Annotated in this window: 17 protein-coding genes and 1 pseudogene; 10 read left to right on the top strand and 8 right to left on the bottom strand. The window is 72.8% G+C overall.

Annotation, left to right across the window (positions count from 1 at the left end; translation table 11 throughout):
• Positions 1-6: 6 nt before the first annotated feature.
• From ACIQZN_RS24670 to hemL, 4 genes are all read right to left on the bottom strand, one after another.
• Positions 7-615 (bottom strand): TlpA family protein disulfide reductase, encoded by a 609-nt coding sequence (locus tag ACIQZN_RS24670; RefSeq protein ID WP_403997777.1) that lies wholly within the window; start codon positions 613-615, stop codon positions 7-9.
• Positions 616-682: 67 nt separating this feature from the next.
• Positions 683-1954, bottom strand: coding sequence for a hypothetical protein (locus ACIQZN_RS24665; RefSeq protein ID WP_403997774.1), 1272 nt, complete (start codon positions 1952-1954; stop codon positions 683-685).
• Positions 1955-2117: 163 nt separating this feature from the next.
• Positions 2118-2807: a histidine phosphatase family protein gene (locus ACIQZN_RS24660; RefSeq protein ID WP_403997771.1), complete on the bottom strand. Its 690-nt coding sequence runs from the start codon at positions 2805-2807 to the stop codon at positions 2118-2120.
• The gene (hemL, locus tag ACIQZN_RS24655; protein ID WP_403997768.1) at positions 2804-4120 is read right to left on the bottom strand and encodes a glutamate-1-semialdehyde 2,1-aminomutase; all 1317 of its coding nucleotides are present in this window, start codon (positions 4118-4120) and stop codon (positions 2804-2806) included. The genes ACIQZN_RS24660 and hemL overlap by 4 nt, the downstream gene beginning before the upstream one ends.
• A 130-nt stretch (positions 4121-4250) precedes the next feature.
• Between hemL and ACIQZN_RS24650 the strand changes: the two genes are divergently transcribed.
• The gene (locus tag ACIQZN_RS24650; protein WP_403997765.1) at positions 4251-4847 is read left to right on the top strand and encodes a hypothetical protein; all 597 of its coding nucleotides are present in this window, start codon (positions 4251-4253) and stop codon (positions 4845-4847) included.
• 25 nt (positions 4848-4872) lie between these two features.
• Here ACIQZN_RS24650 and ACIQZN_RS24645 read toward each other — a convergent pair.
• Positions 4873-5472 (bottom strand): annotated as a pseudogene (locus ACIQZN_RS24645) (short chain dehydrogenase).
• A gap of 119 nt (positions 5473-5591) precedes the next feature.
• Between ACIQZN_RS24645 and ACIQZN_RS24640 the strand changes: the two are divergent.
• Positions 5592-6461: a LysR family transcriptional regulator gene (locus ACIQZN_RS24640; RefSeq protein WP_403997762.1), complete on the top strand. Its 870-nt coding sequence runs from the start codon at positions 5592-5594 to the stop codon at positions 6459-6461.
• Between the two features lie 54 nt (positions 6462-6515).
• Here ACIQZN_RS24640 and ACIQZN_RS24635 read toward each other — a convergent pair whose 3' ends face one another.
• Positions 6516-7727 (bottom strand): MFS transporter, encoded by a 1212-nt coding sequence (locus tag ACIQZN_RS24635; RefSeq protein WP_403997759.1) that lies wholly within the window; start codon positions 7725-7727, stop codon positions 6516-6518.
• 68 nt (positions 7728-7795) lie between these two features.
• On the opposite strand from ACIQZN_RS24635, the gene ACIQZN_RS24630 reads away from it, so the two are divergent.
• The 6 genes from ACIQZN_RS24630 (at position 7796) to ACIQZN_RS24605 (ending at position 11670) form a co-directional block, all read left to right on the top strand.
• Positions 7796-8170 carry a MerR family transcriptional regulator gene (locus ACIQZN_RS24630; protein WP_403997755.1) on the top strand — a complete coding sequence of 125 codons (375 nt, stop codon included), beginning with the start codon at positions 7796-7798 and terminating at the stop codon, positions 8168-8170.
• A 151-nt stretch (positions 8171-8321) separates the two neighbouring features.
• The gene (locus ACIQZN_RS24625; protein ID WP_403997753.1) at positions 8322-8480 is read left to right on the top strand and encodes a hypothetical protein; all 159 of its coding nucleotides are present in this window, start codon (positions 8322-8324) and stop codon (positions 8478-8480) included.
• An 11-nt stretch (positions 8481-8491) separates the two neighbouring features.
• Positions 8492-9331 (top strand): DUF6597 domain-containing transcriptional factor, encoded by an 840-nt coding sequence (locus tag ACIQZN_RS24620; protein ID WP_403997750.1) that lies wholly within the window; start codon positions 8492-8494, stop codon positions 9329-9331.
• 37 nt (positions 9332-9368) lie between these two features.
• A complete protein-coding gene (locus ACIQZN_RS24615; protein WP_403997746.1) occupies positions 9369-9908 on the top strand; it encodes a GNAT family N-acetyltransferase in 540 nt (179 codons plus the stop codon).
• Positions 9909-10012: 104 nt separating this feature from the next.
• Positions 10013-10852 (top strand): NAD(P)H-binding protein, encoded by an 840-nt coding sequence (locus ACIQZN_RS24610; RefSeq protein ID WP_403997743.1) that lies wholly within the window; start codon positions 10013-10015, stop codon positions 10850-10852.
• An 83-nt stretch (positions 10853-10935) separates the two neighbouring features.
• A complete protein-coding gene (locus ACIQZN_RS24605) occupies positions 10936-11670 on the top strand; it encodes a Mut7-C RNAse domain-containing protein (RefSeq protein ID WP_403997740.1) in 735 nt (244 codons plus the stop codon).
• Positions 11671-11680: 10 nt separating this feature from the next.
• Here the strand turns inward: ACIQZN_RS24605 and ACIQZN_RS24600 are convergent, their stop codons facing one another.
• Together ACIQZN_RS24600 and ACIQZN_RS24595 are read right to left on the bottom strand one after the other, a co-directional pair.
• Complete coding sequence (locus ACIQZN_RS24600) at positions 11681-12163, bottom strand: MarR family winged helix-turn-helix transcriptional regulator (protein ID WP_403997737.1); 483 nt, start codon at positions 12161-12163, stop codon at positions 11681-11683.
• Between the two features lie 31 nt (positions 12164-12194).
• The gene (locus tag ACIQZN_RS24595) at positions 12195-12704 is read right to left on the bottom strand and encodes a hypothetical protein (RefSeq protein WP_403997734.1); all 510 of its coding nucleotides are present in this window, start codon (positions 12702-12704) and stop codon (positions 12195-12197) included.
• A gap of 90 nt (positions 12705-12794) precedes the next feature.
• Here ACIQZN_RS24595 and ACIQZN_RS24590 point away from each other — a divergent pair, with 90 nt between their 5' ends.
• Positions 12795-13130 (top strand): YnfA family protein, encoded by a 336-nt coding sequence (locus ACIQZN_RS24590; RefSeq protein WP_403997731.1) that lies wholly within the window; start codon positions 12795-12797, stop codon positions 13128-13130.
• 69 nt (positions 13131-13199) lie between these two features.
• A complete protein-coding gene (locus ACIQZN_RS24585) occupies positions 13200-13958 on the top strand; it encodes an SDR family NAD(P)-dependent oxidoreductase (RefSeq protein WP_403997728.1) in 759 nt (252 codons plus the stop codon).
• The last annotated feature ends 137 nt before the right edge of the window (positions 13959-14095 follow it).

Below are 14095 nucleotides of genomic sequence, written 5' to 3'. Positions count from 1 at the left end.
ACCTGATCACTTCTCCGCGATCAGCGGGTCGAGCATCTTGTGCAGATCGGTGTCGTCCATCGGGCCCACGAAACGGGCGGCGAGCTTGCCGTCCCGGTCGATGACGACGGTCGACGGGATGGACTGGAGCCTGAAGGTTCCCTTGGGGAAGCGCAGCAGGAGCTTGCCGGTCCGGTCGTAGAAGCTGGGGTAGGGCGTCCCGTGGCTCTTCTCGAACTCCACGGCGTTGCTCTTGGAGTTGTCGCGGGTGTTGATGCCCACGAACTGCACGCCCTTGTCCTTCGTGTCCTCGGCGACCTGCTTGAAGTACTTCGCTTCGAGCCGGCAGGGGGCGCACCAGGAGCCCCAGGCGTTGAGGACGATGACCTTGCCCTTGTAGTCGGCGAGATCGAGCTGCTTGCCGTCCACGGTCTCGCCGTCGAGCTCCGGCGCGTCGGTGCGCTCGCCCTTGGGCGCGGTGGCGATGCCGCCGCTGCCCGTGACGAAGTTGGTGTCGCCGCCGCCGCTGGTCTTGCTGCCGGAGTCGCACGCGGTCAGCGTGACGGCGAGGGCGGCGGCCGCCAGGGGGGCGGCGAGCAGCGTGAAGCGGCGTCGGGGTGCGCGGCCATGGCTCATGTGAAAAGTTTCGCATGGCCGTTCCGGGGATCTTGGGCGCCCCCCTCGGTGCCCGTAAAGCCCGTTGTCAGGCTCGTTTAAAGAAGGTGTTCCAGCCGCCCGCGGGTGCTTCGCCCACCTGGAGTGTACGGAGCTTGTCGAGGACCGCCGGGTCCTGGACGTCGAGCCAGTCCACGAACTGCCGGAAGGAGACGAGGCGCACATCCGGTTTCCCGGCGATCTGCTTGAGCGCTTCTTCGACGGCGTCCATATAGATGCCGCCGTTCCACTCCTCGAAGTGGTTTCCGATGTAGAAGGGCGCGCGGTTCGTCTCGTAGGCGCGCTTGAATCCGCTGAGGTAGGACTGCGTGGCCTGTTCGCGCCAGCCGGGATAGCGGGAGGGCATTCCCTTGGTCGAGTTCTGCGACTGGTTGGCGAGGATGTTGTAGTCCATGGAGAGGACTTCGAAGGTGTGCCCGGGGAAGGGGATGCCCTGGAGCGGCAGGTCCCAGACGCCCTGGCGTTTGACGGGCCAGACCTGGGTGCCGCCGGGCGAGCTGGCGTCGTAGCGCCAGCCGAGCTTCTTGGCGGTGGGCAGCAGATTGTCCTGGCCGAGGAGGCAGGGGGTGCGGCCGCCGACGAGTTCCTTGCGGTAATCGAAGGGGAGCGATTCCTCGTTGTCCCAGCCGGTGTTGGTGCGCCATTGGGTGACGAAGGAGATCGCCTGGTCGATTTCGCTCTGCCACTGGGCGGGGGTCCAGTTGCCGACCGATCCGGAGCCGGCGCAGAAATGCCCGTTGAAGTGGGTGCCGATCTCGTGGCCGTCGAGCCATGCCTGCCGGACGTTCTTCAGCGTCTCCTTGAGGTGGGCATCGGTGAGATAGCCGATGTCGGAGGCGCCGACGGGGTTGTTCGGCGGGCGGTAGAGCGTTTTCTTCGATTCCGGCAGGAGATAGAGGCCGGAGAGGAAGAAGGTCATCGACGCTTCGTGTTCCCGGGCGAGTTCCAGAAAGCGCGGGAAGAGTCCGTTGCCGACCTCGCCGGCCCCGTCCCAGGAAAAGATCACGAACTGCGGCGGCTTCTGCCCGGGTTCCAGGGGGACGGGGGCCTGCGGCTGCTTCGGCTGCTTGCCGGTGTAGGCGGTGGAACCGTCGCCGATGGCGCGGACGTCCTTCTTGTTCCCGGTGCCCTTCGAGGTTCCGCCGGCCGCCTTCTGTCCTGCGGCGCCCTTGTCCGGACTCGGGCTTCCGTCCCCGGCACCGGGGCCGGAGGCACCGGTGGTGCCGCACCCCGCCATTCCGGCGGCGGCCGCGGCACCGAGACCGGCTCCGAGCAATCCCCTTCGGCTGATCTCACGCATGCGGCTTCCCATCTGCGGTCGTTTTGCCTGAAGTCCATACAAACTGGCAATCGCTTAGATGGGAGGAGCCACACGGAGGTTCCCCCAGATAGCACAAAATTCTTTACGAAACCAGCCCCGGACGTTGACCGAACAGAGGTACTAGCCCCGCCCCCGGGGGGCGCTACGCGCCGAAGCCCTTCGACGCGCCCTTCACCGGCTTCGCGCCGGCCCGCAGGTGCGCGGGGACCAGATCGCGGGCCGGCTCCGAGTAGCCGACGGAGACGATCTTGTCGCCGCGGTACGTGAAGCTGGTCAGCGAGGCGAGGGTGCACTGCCGCTTGCGCGGGTCGTGCCAGAGTCGGCGCCGCTCCACGAAGCTGCGGACGATCCAGATCGGCAACTGGTGGCTGACGCAGACCGCCTCGTGCCCCCGGGCCGCGTCCCGCGCCGCGTCGAGCGCGCCCATCATGCGGACGACCTGCTCGATGTACGGCTCACCCCAGGACGGGCGGAACGGGTTGGTCAGGTGCTTCCAGTTGTCCGGCTTGCGCAGCGCGCCGTCGCCGACGCCGAAGGTCTTGCCCTCGAAGACGTTGGCGGCCTCGATGAGCCGTTCGTCCGTGGCGAGGTCCAGGCCGTGCGCCTTGGCGATCGGGGTCGCGGTCTCCTGGGCGCGCTCCAGCGGGGAGGCGACGGCGTACGTGATGTCGCGCTTCTCCAGGTGCTCGGCGACCCGGTCGGCCATCTGCCGGCCCAGGTCGGAGAGGTGGTACCCGGGCCGGCGGCCGTACAGCACGCCCTCCGGGTTGTGCACCTCGCCGTGGCGCATCAGGTGAACCACGGTGATGTCGTCGGGATTCTTCTCACTCATGCGGTGGCCTCCGAGGCGGCGCGGGCGGCGGCGGGCAGGGCGGCGGCGATGCGCTCGACGGCCTGCGTGTCGTGGGCGGTGGACACGAACCACGACTCGAACGCGGACGGCGGGAGGTAGACGCCCTGCGCCAGCATCGAGTGGAAGAACGGGGTGAAGCGGAAGGCTTCCTGCCGCTTGGCGTCCTCGTAGTCGCGGACGGGTCCGTCCGTGAAGAACACGGAGAACATGTTGCTGGCCGCCTGCACGGTGTGCGCGACGCCCTCCTTGTCCAGGGCGGCGCTCACCAGACCCCGGATCTCGGCGGAGACCGCGTTCACCTTCGCGTACGCGGCATCGTCAAGGAGTCGCAGCTGCGCGAGCCCGGCGGCGGTGGCGACCGGGTTCCCGGACAGCGTGCCCGCCTGGTAGACCGGGCCGGCCGGGGCCAGGTGCGCCATCACGTCGGCGCGCCCGCCGAACGCCGCGGCCGGGAAGCCGCCGCCCATGACCTTGCCGAAGGTCATCAGGTCCGGGCGGACCCCGTCGACGCCGTACCAGCCGGCCTTCGACGTACGGAATCCGGTCATCACCTCGTCGGAGATGTACAGCGCCCCGTTGGCGGCGCAGAGCTCCTTGAGCCCCGCGTTGAACCCGTCCAGCGGCGGGACGACGCCCATGTTGCCGGGCGACGCCTCGGTGATCACGCACGCGATCTCGCCGGGCTGCGCGGCGAACGCGGCGCGCACGGCCTCCAGGTCGTTGTACGGCAGCACGATCGTGTCGCCCGCCTGCGCGCCGGTGACCCCGGGGGTGTCCGGAAGCCCGAAGGTCGCGACGCCGGACCCGGCCGCGGCGAGCAGGGCGTCCACATGGCCGTGGTAGCAGCCGGCGAACTTCACGATCTTGGCCCGGCCGGTGAACCCGCGGGCGAGGCGGATCGCGGACATCGTCGCCTCGGTCCCGGACGACACCAGCCGCACCTGCTCGACCGGCTCGACGCGCGCGACGATCTCCTCGGCGAGCGCGACCTCGCCCTCGCCGGGCGTACCGAACGAGGTGCCGCGTGCGACGGCCTCCTGGACTGCGGCGATCACCTCGGGGTGGGAGTGGCCGAGGATCATCGGCCCCCACGAGCACACGAGGTCGACGTACTCCCGCCCGTCGGCGTCGGTGAGGTACGGACCGGTACCGGACACCATGAACCGGGGCGTACCGCCCACGGCCCGGAAGGCACGGACAGGAGAGTTCACGCCGCCGGGCGTCACGAGGGACGCGCGGTCGAAAAGCGTCTGCGAAACTGGGGCGTCATAGGGAAAGCTCACACATGCCATGGTGTCAGAGCCACGGACGGTCTTTGCGGACAGGTGTTTCACCGCACGCCCGTGGGGGAGGTCACTGACACGATGATCGGGTTGCACGGCGGGGGCTGTGCCTCCTAGTGAGTAGTCGGGTGGATGAGATATGCATCGCGGTGGCGGAGTGGGCGAAGGGATGGACGGCCCGGGGCCCGAGCCTGCCCGGCGTGGCCGGCACCGGCGGCGCGAGGTCGAGCACACGCAGGGCATACAGGCCGGTGAGGCGCGGACAGGCGGCGGAGCCGGGAGCGGGAGTGGTGGCCGGGTGGGGGTGACCTACAAATATTTCGGTGCTCCCGACGGAGCCACCGCGGCACGCGTGCCCATCTCGATGCGCCCCGAGGAGCTCGGCGGCGACGAGCTCGGCATGGGCGGCATGTTCACCAAGATCAAGCCGGAGACGGTGGCCGCGATGGTCCTCACCGGCATACAGGGCATACCTCTGCACAAGGTCCCCCCGCTGGAACTGGTCGTCCTGCACCCCGACTACGCGGTGGTCAAGCTCCCGATGACGGTCGTCGACCCCCTGCGCGGCGTCGGCGAGGAGTCGGTGGGCGCCGCCGCCTTCATCTGGTCCACGGTCCCGGACCGCGGCGGCCCCCGCGACGCGTTCAACGTCTACCAGCTCCTCCACGAGTGGCAGGACTTCTCACACCGGCTGCACGACGCGGGGCATCAGGCGTATTGCCTGGTGTGGCCGTGACGGAGGGCGGTAGGGCCGCACCCGGCTACCACACCCGGTAGACCCGCCCCGTCTGCGCGCCCTCGATCGAGCGGACGTAGGCCGTGGCCACGCGGGCCGCCGGGGCCGGTTCGATGCCCGGGAAGAAGGGGCCGTAGGCGGGGAGGGACTCCTACACCACCGTGGGGCTGACCGCGTTGACGCGTTGCGGCGGGAGTTCGATCGCGGCGGCGCGGACGAACGCCTCCACCGCCCCGTTCGCCGCGGAGGCGGCTGCGCCGGCCGCGATGGGCTCCTCGGCCAGGATGCCGCTGACCAGGGTGAACGATCCGTGCGGGGGCAGGTGGGCCGCGCCCTGGCGGACCAGGTCGAGCTGGCTCAGGGCCTTGCCGCGGAACGTGGCCGCGAAGTCGTCGGCGGTCAGTTCGGCGAGCGGGCGGAACACCGCGTCGCCCGCGGTGACCGCGACCGCGTCCAGCGGGCCGGCCTCCGCATAGAGGCGGGCGACCTCGTCGGGCCGGGTCACATCGGCCACCAGGTCGCCGCCCGAGCGGCCGACCCCGATCACCGTGTGACCGCGATCCGTCAGCGCCTTCCGTACCGCACCGCCCAGCGTGCCCGCCGCGCCGACCAGGAGAATCCGCATGTCGCACCGTCCGTCCATCGGGTGTTCAAGGAGGCCGGGAGGACCCCGGCGCCTTCGACGCTACGGACCCCGCGAGCACGGCGGAAATGCCTTCTGCGCAGGGACTATGCTCCGCAGGCATGGATGATGTGGAGCTGCGCCACCTCAGGGCGCTGGACGCGGTGGCCGAGGCGGGCACCATCACCGCGGCGGCGGTCCGGCTGCACATGACGCAGCCCGCCCTCTCGCGCACGCTGGCCCAGCTGGAGTCCCGGGTGGGCGTCCGGCTGGTCGACCGTTCGCCCCGGCATCTGACGCTCACCTCGGCCGGGCAGACGCTGCTCGGGCACGGGCGGGCGATCCTGGCCCACCTCGACGCGGCCCTCGCCGACACCCGTACCGTCTCCCGCCCCCTGCGCATCGGCTACACCTGCGCGGTCCTCGGCCGGCAGACCGTACCGCTGCTGCGCTCCTGGCGCCGGGCGCACCCGCACATCCCGCTCGACGTGGTCCGCCAGGACAACAGCACGGCGGGGCTGGCCACCGGGGACACCGATGTCGCCGTGCTCCGCACCGTCCCCGCCGACCCCCGCATCCGGACCGAGGCGCTGTACACGGAGGACCGGGTCGCCGCCCTGCCCGACGACCATCCGCTCGCCGCCCGGGACCGGGTCCTGATGGACGAGCTGACCGCCCGCCCCGAACTCCCCCTCGCCCTGTGGCCGGACACCGGCACCGCCTCGCCCGACCTGTGGCCGCCGGAGCGCCGCCCGGCCCGCACGGTCGAGGTCGGCAATGTGGACGAGTGGCTGAACCTGATCGCCGCCGGGGGCGCGTTCGGCCTGGGCGCGGCGGGGACGGCCGAGAGCCACGGCCACCCTGGCGTCCGGTTCGTCCCGGTGACCGACGCGCCCGCCGCCACCGTCTACCTCGCGCGCCCCGTTCATCCCACGCATCCGCGTACGGAGGACTTCCTGACGGCGGTCCGGGACGTGGTGAGCGGCGGCTGAGCCGGACGGCCGGTAGGCCCTCAGGCGGCTGAGCCCGGCCGCCGACCCGCCCTTTCACACACCCGGGAACGCGTCCCGCCGCCCCCCGGCGACCACGAGCAGCGCGGCCGCCCCGAGTGCGGCGGCGGACGCGGCGACCGCGCCCGTGCCCGAGCGGTCGAGCAGGAGACCGCCGGCGACACCGCCGAGGGCCATCGCCGCGTTCCACAGGGTGACCAGAGCGGCCTGCGCGGTGTCGGCGGCGGCCGCGCCGCGCCGGCCGGCGGCCCGCCCGGCCGCGGTCTGCAGCAGGGTCGGCGCGCCGCCCCAGCCCAGGCCCCACAGGACGGCGGCGGCCCAGACGACCGGGTGCGCCCCGGTGACGGCGAGGGCCGCGGTGGCGAGCGTGAACAGCGCCGCGCCCGTGAGCATCAGGGCGCGCGGCCGGCGGTCGACATGGCGCCCGACGCCCCAGATGCTCAGCAGCGACGCGGCGCCGAAGGCCAGCAGCACCGCGTCGGTCCTCGGCCCGAGCCCCGCGTGCCGGAGGTAGGGGGCGACGTACGCGTAGACGACCGTGTGCCCGAGGACGAAGAGCGCCACCGTCACCAGGACCGCCGCGACCCCGGGCACGGCCAGGGTCCGGCGCAGGCCGGGCCGGACCCCGCCCGCCCCCTCGGCGGCGGGCCGCCCCACCGCCGGGACGGACGCGCCGATCCAGCCGAGGACGGCGAGGGTGGCCAGCGAGACGGCGCCGAACGCGGCCCGCCAGCCCACCTGTTCGCCGATCAGGGTGCCGGCGGGGACGCCCAAGGACAGCGCCACGGGGATGCCGGTCATCGCGACGGCGATGGCCCGCCCCTCCGATCCGGCGGGCGCGATACGGCGGGCGTACCCGGCGAGGATCGCCCACGCCAGGCCGGCGGCCACCCCCGCGAGGAACCGGGCCGCGAGCAGCACGGCGTACGCCGGCGCGGCGGCGGTCAGCGTGTTGGCCACCAGGAAGACGGCCATGGCGCCGAGCAGCAGGGGCTTGCGCGGGACGGACGCCGTCGCCCGGGCGAGCGGGATCGCGGTCAGGGCCGTGCCGGCCGCGTAGACGGTGACGGACTGGCCGGCGGCGCCCGGGCCGACGTCCAGGGATTCCGCCATCCCGGGCAGCACACCGGCGGGCAGGGTCTCGGTCAGGCTGGTGATGAAGACGGCGGTCGACAGGGCGAGGAGCGCCGGCCAGGGCAGGCCGCCCGGCCGCGTACGAGGCTCCGCCTCGGAGGGCGTGGTGGTCATGGCGGCATCCTGAAACGTTCACATCGGTGTGATGGTCAAGCCGTCAGGTGCCGGGTAGCTTCGGCGGGATGAGGATCGGTGAACTGTCCCGCCGCACGGGCGCGTCCCGCCGTCTGCTGCGCTACTACGAGGAGCAGCGGCTGATCGTCCCCGACCGGGGTCCGAACGGCTACCGCGAGTACGACGAGCGTTACGTGGACCGGGTCAACCAGATCCGCGGCCTGCTGGACGCGGGGCTCCCCACGCGCATCATCAAGCAGATCCTCCCGTGCCTGGACAAGCCCCGCTCGATCCACTTCCCGGACGCCACACCGGAGATGCTGGCCCTGCTGACCACCGAACGGGACCGGCTGAGCGAACGGATCGACGTCCTCGTCCGCAACCGCGACGCGATGAGCGAGTACCTGGCGGAGGTCGCCCAGTGCCGCGCGCCGGCGCGCTGAAGCCGTCAACAACGCGCCCACCTGCGGTCATGTGCTCGAAGGACAGATGTAGGCCAGCCGCATCCGGCCATTCAATGGCCGAAGAGTGATCTTCAGTCCGCCCGCCCGCCCTGCCGATGCAGGAGGCACCGCCCTCCCGAAGGAGGCTGCCATGGGCGACACACTCCTGACCCTGTCCATCCCCGCGCTGCTCCTCGCCAGCGGCCTCTACACGGCCGCCAGTACCTGGTGGCGGCGCCGGCATCCCGCGCCGCCGTCCCCGTACACCCAGCAGGCCGCCCGGCTGGCCGAGAGCCGGGAGCGCACCTAGGATCTCGCGTCGTGGCCGGTCACGAAGGTCCTCGGCGCGACACCCGGGGCATCGTCGACGCGCCCGAGCTGTTCGCGCACGTACAGTTCCGGCGCCGCGAGCCCGCGCCCGGGCTGCGGCGGTATCTGGAGCACTACTGGCTGATCGACTGGGACCTCTCCCAGCCGTACGCCTCGCATCTCGTCCCGCACCCGAGCGTCAACCTCGTCTTCGAGCGGTACGCGGGCTGCGGCGACGAGGACGCGGGGTACGCCGAGGTCTCGGGCATCGGCCTGGAGCTGTTCACGCAGAAGCTGGAGGGGCGCGGGCGGGTCTGCGGGGTGCAGTTCCGGCCGGGCGGCTTCCGGCCGTTCGCGCCCGGGGCGCCCGTCTCGCGGTGGACCGGCCGGCGGCTCCCGGCGGCCGACGTGTTCACGCAACCAGCACCTCCCGCGCCGCTCACCCCGCCCGCCGCCGTGCTGGACCCGGCGGACGAGGACGACCGGGTCGCCGCGCTCGACGCGTACCTGCTGGCGCTCGGCCCCGAGCCCGACCCGCGCGCCGACCGGGCGATGGCCCTGGTGGACCTGGTCCGCACCGACCGGACGATCCTGCGCGTGGACGGACTCGCCCGCGCCGAGGGGGTGTCGGCACGCTCGCTGCAACGGCTGTTCGCCGCGTACGTGGGGGTCGGCCCCAAGTGGGTCATCCTGCGCTACCGCATCCACGAGGCGCTGGAACGCGCCGGGGCGGGCCCGGACGTGGACTGGGCGGCCCTCGCCGCCGACCTCGGCTACAGCGACCAGGCGCACCTGGTCCGGGACTTCACGGCGACGCTCGGCGTACCGCCCACGGCGCTGGGCGCCCGCTGAGGCGCCCACTGTCAGTGCCGCGTCCTACAGTGCGGTCATGGCCGATGTGAAGCGCACCACACCCTCATCCGTACGGATCGAGCCCTGGTCGGACGACGACCTGGACCTCCTCCGCCGCACCAACGCGCCGGAGCTGATGGCCCATCTGGGCGGGCTCGAGACGGAGGCGCAGCTCATAGCGCGCCATGCCCGTTACGTCGCGCTCAGCGCCGACCGGACGGGCCGGGGCCGGATGTTCCGCGTCGCCCTGGCCGACGGGGCGGAGGCCGTGGGCACCATCGGCTTCTGGGAGCGGCCCTGGCGGGACCAGGAGGTGTACGAGACCGGCTGGACGGTCCTGCCGGAGTTCCAGGGCCGGGGCATCGCCTCGGCGGCCACGCGCGCCGTGGCCGAGGCGGCGCGTGCCGAGCGCAAGCACCGCTATCTGCACGCCTATCCGTCCGTGGAGAACGGCCCGTCGAACGGCGTCTGCCGCAAGGCCGGCTTCACGCTGCTCGGCGAGTGCGAGATCGAGTACCCGCCGGGCCACCCGCTCCTCACCCACGACTGGCGGCTGGACCTGCACCCGGACGCCTGACGCCGGAGGCGGACTTATGCGTTTGACGGGTGCTGCCGCCTCCTGAATATTTACCTGCGTCGCACAACCTATGCGCGACGCATTCAACCATGCCGAGGAGACCCATGCTCACGCTCGTCACCGGATGCCGCGGCCGCGTCGGCGCCGCGCTCACCGCCCTCCTGCACCAGGGCGGCCACCCCGTCCGCGCCGCCTCGCGCAACGCCGCCGAGCTGACCCCGCCGCCCGGCGTCCCCGCCGTGACCTGCGACCTCGGCGACCCCGGCACGTTCCCCGGGGCCCTGGAGGGCGTCGACTCCGTCTTCCTGTACGCGGAGCCCGCGCACATCGACGCCTTCCTCACCGCCGCCCGGGCCGCCGGAGTACGCCACATCGTGCTGCTGTCCTCCAGCTCGGTCCTGGTCCCCGACCCGGCGGCCAACCCGATCGCCGCCTCGCACCACGCGGTGGAGCAGGCGCTGCTCGCATCCCCGCTCACCGCGACCCTGCTGCGCCCCGGCGCCTTCGCCACCAACGCCTACGGGTGGTCCGGGGCCTTCCGCTCCGGGCGCCCCGTCGACCTGCCCCACCCCCGCAGCGAGGGCAGCCCCGTCCACGAGACCGACATCGCCGAGGCCGCCCTCGCCGCGCTCACCGACCCCGCCCTCCAGGGCGCCCCCTACCACCTCACCGGCCCCGAATCCCTCAGCGCCGCCGAGCAGGTCCGCATCCTGGCCGACGCCTCCGGCACCCCGGCCGCCGTCCACGAGGTGACCCCGGCCGCCTGGAAGGAGTCCATGGCGTCCTTCATGCCGGCCGAGGTCGCCGACGGGCTGCTCGCGTACTGGGCGGCCACCGACGGCATCCCCGCCGAGGTGGCAGACGGGGTGGAGAAGCTGACCGGCCACCCGGCCCGCCCCTTCGCCACCTGGGCCGCCGAGCACGCCGCCGCCTTCCGGCCCTGAAAGCCGCCTTCCGGCCGTGAGATCCGCCTTCCGCCCCCGAAATCCGCAGGCGGCGGGCCCGCCCCCGATGGCATCCTGACCGGGTGAACGGACCGGAGATCCACCTCGAAGTCGCCCCCGAGCTCAGGCTCTTCGTGGCCCACGGGCGCCGGCAGGGGCGGACGCCGGTGATCACCGACGGTTCGTCCACGCTCGGCCATGTCGTCGAGTCCCTGGGCATCCCGCTCACCGAGGCCGGCGAACTCCTCGTGGACGGCCGCCCCGCCCCCGCCTCGCACATCCCGGCCGCCGGGGAGCTGGTCGAGGTCCGGCCCGTGCCCCGCCCGCAGCACGTGCCGGGGGCGCCCCTGCGCTTCCTGCTCGACGTCCACCTCGGGACCCTCGCCCGGCGGCTGCGGCTGCTCGGCGTCGACGCCGCGTACGAGAGCGAGGACATCGGCGACCCGGCCCTGGCCGCGCTCTCCGCGAAGGAGCGGCGCGTCCTGCTCTCCCGGGACCGGGGGCTGCTGCACCGCCGCGAGCTCTGGGCGGGGGCGTACGTCTACAGCGACCGGCCCGACGAGCAGCTGCGGGACGTCCTGGAGCGGTTCGCCCCGGCGCTCGCCCCGTGGACCCGGTGCACCGCGTGCAACGGCCCGCTGACGGCGGCCGACAAGGACACGGTGGGCCCGCACCTTGAGCACGGGACGCGCCGTACGTACGACGTGTTCGCGCAGTGCGCGGAGTGCGGGCGGGTCTACTGGCGGGGCGCGCACCACGCCCGGCTCGAGGCGATCGTCGCGGAAGCGGTCCGCGACTTCGGGCCGGTGGCGGGCTGAGGCCCGGGCCTCAGGCCTCGCCGTCCCGCAGCCGCGCGATCTGCGTCGTGCTCAGCTCCACCGTCCGCCGCATGTGGCCGAGCAGCAGGGCCACCTCGTCGTCGCCGTACGCGTCGAACAGCGCGTCCCAGCCGCCGTTCAGCCGCTTCCACACCGCGCCGAACTCCGCCATGCGCTCGGGCACCGTCGCCACGAGCACCCGCCGCCGGTCCGCGGTGTCCCGCGCCCGGGTCACGTAACCCGCCCGCACGAGGCGGTCCACCAGCCGGGTCGCCGAGCCGGTGGTGAGCCCGGTCAGCTCGGCGACGCGGCCCGTGGTGACGGGCGCCGCCTCCAGGCTGAGCAGGTTCAGGCACTGGAGGTCGGTCGGGTGCAGCCCCAGCCGGTCGGCGACGGCCTGGTTGAACAGCGCGTACGCGGCCATGTAGCGCCGCGACACGACGGACATCTCGGCCAGCAGGGTGCTGCGGCGGGGGGACTGCTTCGGCGGCATGCGGAGAGTGTACGAAGGCCGGGGTCGCTGCTCAGAACACGTACGGGTCCCCCGTGGCCAGGGCCAGCACCTCGTGCTCGTTGTTGCCGGCGTCCCGGTCCGTCGTCCCGCCGTTGTACGCGGTGCCGACCCGGACGACGACCTCGTCGGTCAGCCCGGCCAGCCGGAGCCCGAGCGCGATCCGGTGCTGCTGACGGCCGTCGGCGCGCAGGGGCCCGGTCCGGCACAGGACGGTCTGCGGGTCCTCCTGGAGGCAGTCGCCGGGCAGCTCCTGCCGGTCGGCCAGCGGCACGGAGACCCGCAGCCGCACGGTCGCGTCGGACACGTCCGAGGGCCCCCGGTTCTGGCTGTGCAGCCGGACCGTGAGCGTGTCGCCCCACAGCACGACGTGCCCGTGGTGCGACACGTCCGCCTCCGGCTCGACGCTCCGGACCACGGGCGCGCCGTGCGCCGAGGCCGTACCGCCCGCGAGCGGCACCGCGGCCGCCACCATCGCCGCCGCAGCGGACACCCCCAGCAGAGCCCTGCGCGTCAGAAACATGCCCTGAAGATACCGATCACCCTGAATTGCACATATTTACCGACCGGTTCGGCGCGTCTCGCGGCGCGCCGCCCATGGCACCCTGCTCCCATGTCCGTGCTCCGCTCCACCGCCCTGTTCGTCCTCGCCGCGCTCTTCGAGATCGGCGGCGCCTGGCTCGTCTGGCAGGGCGTGCGGGAGCACCGGGGGTGGGCCTGGATCGGCGCGGGGATCATCGCGCTGGGCACGTACGGCTTCGTGGCGACGCTCCAGCCGGACGGCGAGTTCGGGCGGGTGCTCGCGGCGTACGGCGGGGTCTTCGTGGCGGGCTCGATCGCCTGGGGCATGGCCGCCGACGGCTACCGGCCGGACCGCTGGGACGTGACCGGTGCGCTGGTCTGCCTGGCCGGGATGGCCGTGATCATGTACGCCCCCCGCAACCACTGACCCCGGTCCGACCTGCCTATCCTGGCCCCGTTCGACCGTACCGTTCAGCCGTCCGAGGAGAGCCCGACCATGGCCGCAACCCCCATCGCCGTCGTCACCGGAGCGAGCAGCGGCATCGGCGCCGCGACCGCCCGGCAGCTGGCGGCCTCCGGCTACCGCGTCGTGCTCACCGCCCGCCGCAAGGACCGCATCGAGGCCCTGGCCGCCGAGCTCACCGAGGCCGGCCACCAGGCGACTGCCTACGCGCTGGACGTCACCGACCGCGCGGCGGTGGACGAGTTCGCCACCGCCTTCCGCAGCCTGGCCGTCCTGGTGAACAACGCGGGCGGGGCGCTCGGGGCCGACCCGGTCGCCACGGGTGACCCGCAGGACTGGCGCCAGATGTACGAGACGAACGTCATCGGCACGCTCAACGTGACCCAGGCCCTGCTCCCCGCCCTCACCGCGAGCGGCGACGGCACGATCGTCATCCTCTCCTCGACCGCCGGCCTCTCCACCTACGAGGGCGGCGGCGGTTACGTGGCCGCCAAGCACGGCGAACACGTCCTGGCCGAGACCCTGCGCCTGGAGATCGTCGGCACCCCGGTCCGCGTCATCGAGATCGCCCCGGGCATGGTCAAGACCGAGGAGTTCGCCACCACCCGCTTCCGCGGCGACACGGACAAGGCCGCCAAGGTCTACGCGGGCGTGGACGCCCCCCTCACCGCCGACGACGTGGCCGACACGATCAACTGGGCGGTCACCCGCCCCAGCCACGTCAACATCGACCTCCTGGTGGTCCGCCCCCGCGCCCAGGCCTCCAACTCGAAGGTGCATCGCACCAGCTGACCTCTCCGAGGCCCGTCACCCGTCCGAGGGAAAGCTCCCCGATCGCCGGAAACAGCGCAGGTCACCGGCGTACGGTCGGTCACAACTTCATACAGAGCGGCTCTCGGCCCGGGATTGCAGCCCGGCCGAGAGCCTGA

The organism is Streptomyces sp. NPDC097595, from assembly GCF_044761525.1.
Taxonomy (GTDB): Bacteria; Actinomycetota; Actinomycetes; order Streptomycetales; family Streptomycetaceae; genus Streptomyces; species Streptomyces drozdowiczii_A.
Note: the sequence above shows the minus strand (reverse complement) of the source record. Positions and strands in the feature narration are given on the sequence as shown.

What these genes read in the sequence shown, in the direction of transcription:
- ACIQZN_RS24670 (WP_403997777.1), bottom strand. Translation starts at nt 615, where the DNA reads ATGAGCCATGGCCGCGCACCCCGACGCCGCTTCACGCTGCTCGCCGCC.
- ACIQZN_RS24665 (WP_403997774.1), bottom strand. Translation starts at nt 1,954, where the DNA reads ATGCGTGAGATCAGCCGAAGGGGATTGCTCGGAGCCGGTCTCGGTGCC.
- ACIQZN_RS24660 (WP_403997771.1), bottom strand. Translation starts at nt 2,807, where the DNA reads ATGAGTGAGAAGAATCCCGACGACATCACCGTGGTTCACCTGATGCGC.
- hemL (WP_403997768.1), bottom strand. Translation starts at nt 4,120, where the DNA reads ATGGCATGTGTGAGCTTTCCCTATGACGCCCCAGTTTCGCAGACGCTT.
- ACIQZN_RS24650 (WP_403997765.1), top strand. Translation starts at nt 4,251, where the DNA reads ATGCATCGCGGTGGCGGAGTGGGCGAAGGGATGGACGGCCCGGGGCCC.
- ACIQZN_RS24640 (WP_403997762.1), top strand. Translation starts at nt 5,592, where the DNA reads ATGGATGATGTGGAGCTGCGCCACCTCAGGGCGCTGGACGCGGTGGCC.
- ACIQZN_RS24635 (WP_403997759.1), bottom strand. Translation starts at nt 7,727, where the DNA reads ATGACCACCACGCCCTCCGAGGCGGAGCCTCGTACGCGGCCGGGCGGC.
- ACIQZN_RS24630 (WP_403997755.1), top strand. Translation starts at nt 7,796, where the DNA reads ATGAGGATCGGTGAACTGTCCCGCCGCACGGGCGCGTCCCGCCGTCTG.
- ACIQZN_RS24625 (WP_403997753.1), top strand. Translation starts at nt 8,322, where the DNA reads ATGGGCGACACACTCCTGACCCTGTCCATCCCCGCGCTGCTCCTCGCC.
- ACIQZN_RS24615 (WP_403997746.1), top strand. Translation starts at nt 9,369, where the DNA reads ATGGCCGATGTGAAGCGCACCACACCCTCATCCGTACGGATCGAGCCC.
- ACIQZN_RS24610 (WP_403997743.1), top strand. Translation starts at nt 10,013, where the DNA reads ATGCTCACGCTCGTCACCGGATGCCGCGGCCGCGTCGGCGCCGCGCTC.
- ACIQZN_RS24600 (WP_403997737.1), bottom strand. Translation starts at nt 12,163, where the DNA reads ATGCCGCCGAAGCAGTCCCCCCGCCGCAGCACCCTGCTGGCCGAGATG.
- ACIQZN_RS24595 (WP_403997734.1), bottom strand. Translation starts at nt 12,704, where the DNA reads ATGTTTCTGACGCGCAGGGCTCTGCTGGGGGTGTCCGCTGCGGCGGCG.
- ACIQZN_RS24590 (WP_403997731.1), top strand. Translation starts at nt 12,795, where the DNA reads ATGTCCGTGCTCCGCTCCACCGCCCTGTTCGTCCTCGCCGCGCTCTTC.
- ACIQZN_RS24585 (WP_403997728.1), top strand. Translation starts at nt 13,200, where the DNA reads ATGGCCGCAACCCCCATCGCCGTCGTCACCGGAGCGAGCAGCGGCATC.